Source organism: Vicinamibacteria bacterium, assembly GCA_035620555.1.
In the GTDB taxonomy this organism is placed as follows: Bacteria; Acidobacteriota; Vicinamibacteria; order Marinacidobacterales; family SMYC01; genus DASPGQ01.
The window spans coordinates 1-3,295 of record DASPGQ010000204.1; the positions used below are offsets into that span (position 1 = coordinate 1).

A 3,295-nucleotide genomic window follows, 5' to 3' on the forward strand; every position below is an offset into this window, starting at 1 on the left:
TGGTCAACGCTTCGAGCTCGGCAATCTGCTCGTCGAATCGATCTTGCGCGCCGAGCAAACTGGCGAGATTGACTCGCGCTCGTAGGTGATCGGGGTGAAAGCCTATCTCCTCACGGTAGGCCTTCTCGGCTTCGGCGAGACGTCCCAGCTCTTCGTAGAGCAGCGCCAGCGTAAAATGAACGGACTCCAGGTCCGAACGCGAGCGACGTGCCGACTCGAGCTTCTGCTCGGCCTTGGGGAAGTCGGCGAGGTAGAAGTAGGCGACGCCGAGCTGGCGAAGGAAGAGGGGGGACTCGGGCTCTTGCTCGAGTCCTCGCTGGAAGAAATCGAGGGCCTCATCGTAGCTCTTCCGAAACAGAGCGATCTCGCCCAGGTTGAAGAACGCTTGCCGGTTTCCGGGGTCCAGCGACAAAACGCGCTCGAAACCGATCTTCGCCTCGTCGAGCTTTCCGATCCTGCGGTAGGCGAGTGCGAGATTCGTGAGGGCGAGCCCGTAGTCGGGCGACAGATCGAGACAGCGGCGAAACTGGGCGATGGCATCTTCGTAACGTCCCGTCGAGGAATAGAGGTTGCCGAGAGACAGATGCGCGTCGACGATATCGGGATCGTCGTGGAGCACCCCGAGCAGGAGCTCGATCGCCTCGTCGTAGCGCCGTTGAGCGCCGAGTCCATCCGCCCGCGCGATGGCCTGGAGGATCTCGATCTTGTCCTTGGGATCGGCTAGCTCGTTTCGATCCATCTCGGTCGCGGGCTCGATACCTCCGACGTAGCCGAGTGCGCGCAGGCGCCGCTCGGTGTCGGGATCCAGGGGTGTGGGGGTCGCTACCGAATCTTTGGTCTTGGCTTCGTGCTCGGCGAGCAGTCGACGCATTCGTTCGGCGAGATCCGGCTCGAGGCCCACGAGGTTGTTGCTTTCGGCGGGATCGCTCGAGAGATCGTAGAGCTCCGGCTTCGGCGTGTCGATGAACTTGTACCGGCCGGTGCGAACCGCCATCATCTCGCTCCACCCGTAGTGAAGCCGGGGATACATCGATTCGACCATGAGCGGGAGATCGGAAAGGCCATCGCCCCGGACGATCGGCAGAAGGCTCCGGCCTTCGGCCTGCGCGGGAACGACGGCGCCAAGAATCTCACCGATAGTGGGGAACAAGTCGATGAGCCCGACCTGCCCGCTCGCGCGTCGTCCGCGTGCCGCGCCGTCGTCGGGCATGCGAATGATCAGCGGTACCCGGAGAGTGGAATCGTAGACGAAATTGCCGTGCGTCAGCTCGCGGTGGTCGCCGAGTCCCTCGCCGTGGTCACCGGCCACGACGATCGCGGTGTGTCGGTAGAGATCCCGCGCCCGCAGGAAATCCAGGATGCGCCCGACGGCAGCGTCGACGTAGCTCACCTCTCCGTCGTAGGGTCTTTCGGCAAATCGTGTGGCGAAAGGCTCGGGCGGATCGTAGGGTGCGTGGGGGTCGTACAGATGCACCCAGGCGAAGAAGGGCGATTCGCCGACCGTCGAAAGCCAGGGGAGGAACTCCTCCACCGTTTCCTCGGCGATCCGCTCGACGCTTCCGAGCGAGATGCGCTCGTAGCGCGAGAGGTCGAACTGATCGTAGTAGGTCGCGAAACCGCGATCGAGTCCGAAGCGGGAATCGAGGACGAAGGCGGAGACGAAGGCGCCGGTGCGGTAGCCCCGCGAGGCGGCGAGCTCGGCGAGCGTGGCGAGGTCATCGCCCAGCACATAGCCGCCGTTGTCGCGAACACCGTGGCCAACAGGATACGTTCCGGTGAAGAGGGTCGTGTGCGAGGGGAGGGTCAGCGGAACCTGTGCGATCGCGTTCTCGAACAAAGTGCCGTCCGCCGCCAGAGCGTCGAGGTTGGGCGTCTCCGCGAGCGCGTAGCCATAGGCTCCCAGTCGATCGGCTCGAAGCGTATCGAGGGTCAGGAGCAGGACGTTCGGCGTCGCTTTCTCGCCGCACCCCGAGAGGAGCGTGACGAGAGACAAGGCGCGGATCACCGCCCTCATGGCGAATGGAGGCAGAGGCGAGGTATCGAGAGCTGACGGTCGACGGCGCGCTCGAAGACTACCCGGGCCCGGTCGAGGTCCCCGACTTCGCAGTAATAGGTGAGAAGATCGGTGAAGGCGCTCTCGGGTGAGTCCGTGTACTCGACGACGTGCTCGAGATGCCGCGCCGAACGGGCCTCGTCTCCCTGGGCGAGGTAGATCCTCGCGAGCTCGCCGTGGGCTACCCGGTCCTCGGGATAGATGGCGAGGGCTCTTTCGAGCTCCTCGATGGCTCGGGCTTCGTCGCCGGACTCGAGCGCCTTGAGCGCAAGCTGGTCGTGCTCACGCGCGTCGTTGATCCGCTGAAATCGAGCGAGCGCTTGCGTGGCCTCGTCCCTTCGCCCGAGCTTGCGGTAAGCGAGGCCGAGGTGATAGTGGGCCGTCGCATAGTCGGGCGCTCGATTCACGACGGGCTCGAGGAGCGCCGTGGCTTGCTCGAGCTCGCCCGACGCGAGCATCATCTCGGCGAGCTCGACCGCGGCGGCGAGCCGGATGGCATAGCTTTCCCCCGCGCGCCCGGCGAGGACCGGCATGTCGCCCTCGGCCCCCTCGAGCCTGGGCAACGCACGCTCGAGATCCTCTCGGCTTTCTCTCGTGACCCCGAGATAGTAGAGAGCGACTCCGCTATCGGGGTCGCGTTCGAGAACCTCGGCGAACTCCCGAGCCGCATCGTCGGAACGCTCGAGCGAGAAGAGCGCCAGGGCATATGCCGTGCGAGTCTGCAGGTCATCAGGATCCAGCTGGACCGCCGCGCGGTAAGCCGCGAACGATTCGTCGCGTTTTCCGAGCGTCCACAGAGCGCGGGCGATGCGGGCCTGCACCTTGGGCATCTCCGGTGCCAGCTCGAGGGCGCGCTTCCACGACGCGAGAGCGTCCACGATTTTTCCGGCGCGGGCTTGCGCGTCGCCGAGCGTCACGAGAACCACCGGAGCCTCGGGAGCGAGAGTCCGCGCCTTCTCCAGATGCGACACCGCGGTGACGGCATCTCCAACCGCGAGCGCGATCTCTCCGAGCCGAAGGTGCGGCTGCACCCACTCCGGCTGGAGCTCCGCGGATCTGGCGAGCATCCGCCGTGCCTCGTCGAGCTTCCCCTGGGCTGCGAGCGCCTCGGCCTTCATGTACGGCACGCGCGCCGCCTTCGGACGGAGGGCCTCTGCCTCATCGAGTGCCACGAGCGCCTCATCGAGTTGCCGAAGATCGAGCCGGGTCCGTGCGAGCCCGAGAAGAAAGCTGAATCGATCG

Annotated in this window: 2 protein-coding genes; both read right to left on the minus strand. The window is 65.5% G+C overall.

Annotated elements, in window-relative coordinates; translation table 11 throughout:
* Positions 1-2,005: sulfatase-like hydrolase/transferase (locus VEK15_08270; protein HXV60674.1), on the minus strand; the 2,005-nt coding region annotated here is incomplete at its 3' end.
* 5 nt (positions 2,006-2,010) lie between these two features.
* Positions 2,011-3,295 (minus strand): tetratricopeptide repeat protein (locus VEK15_08275; GenBank protein HXV60675.1); only part of this gene is annotated, 1,285 nt, incomplete at its 5' end.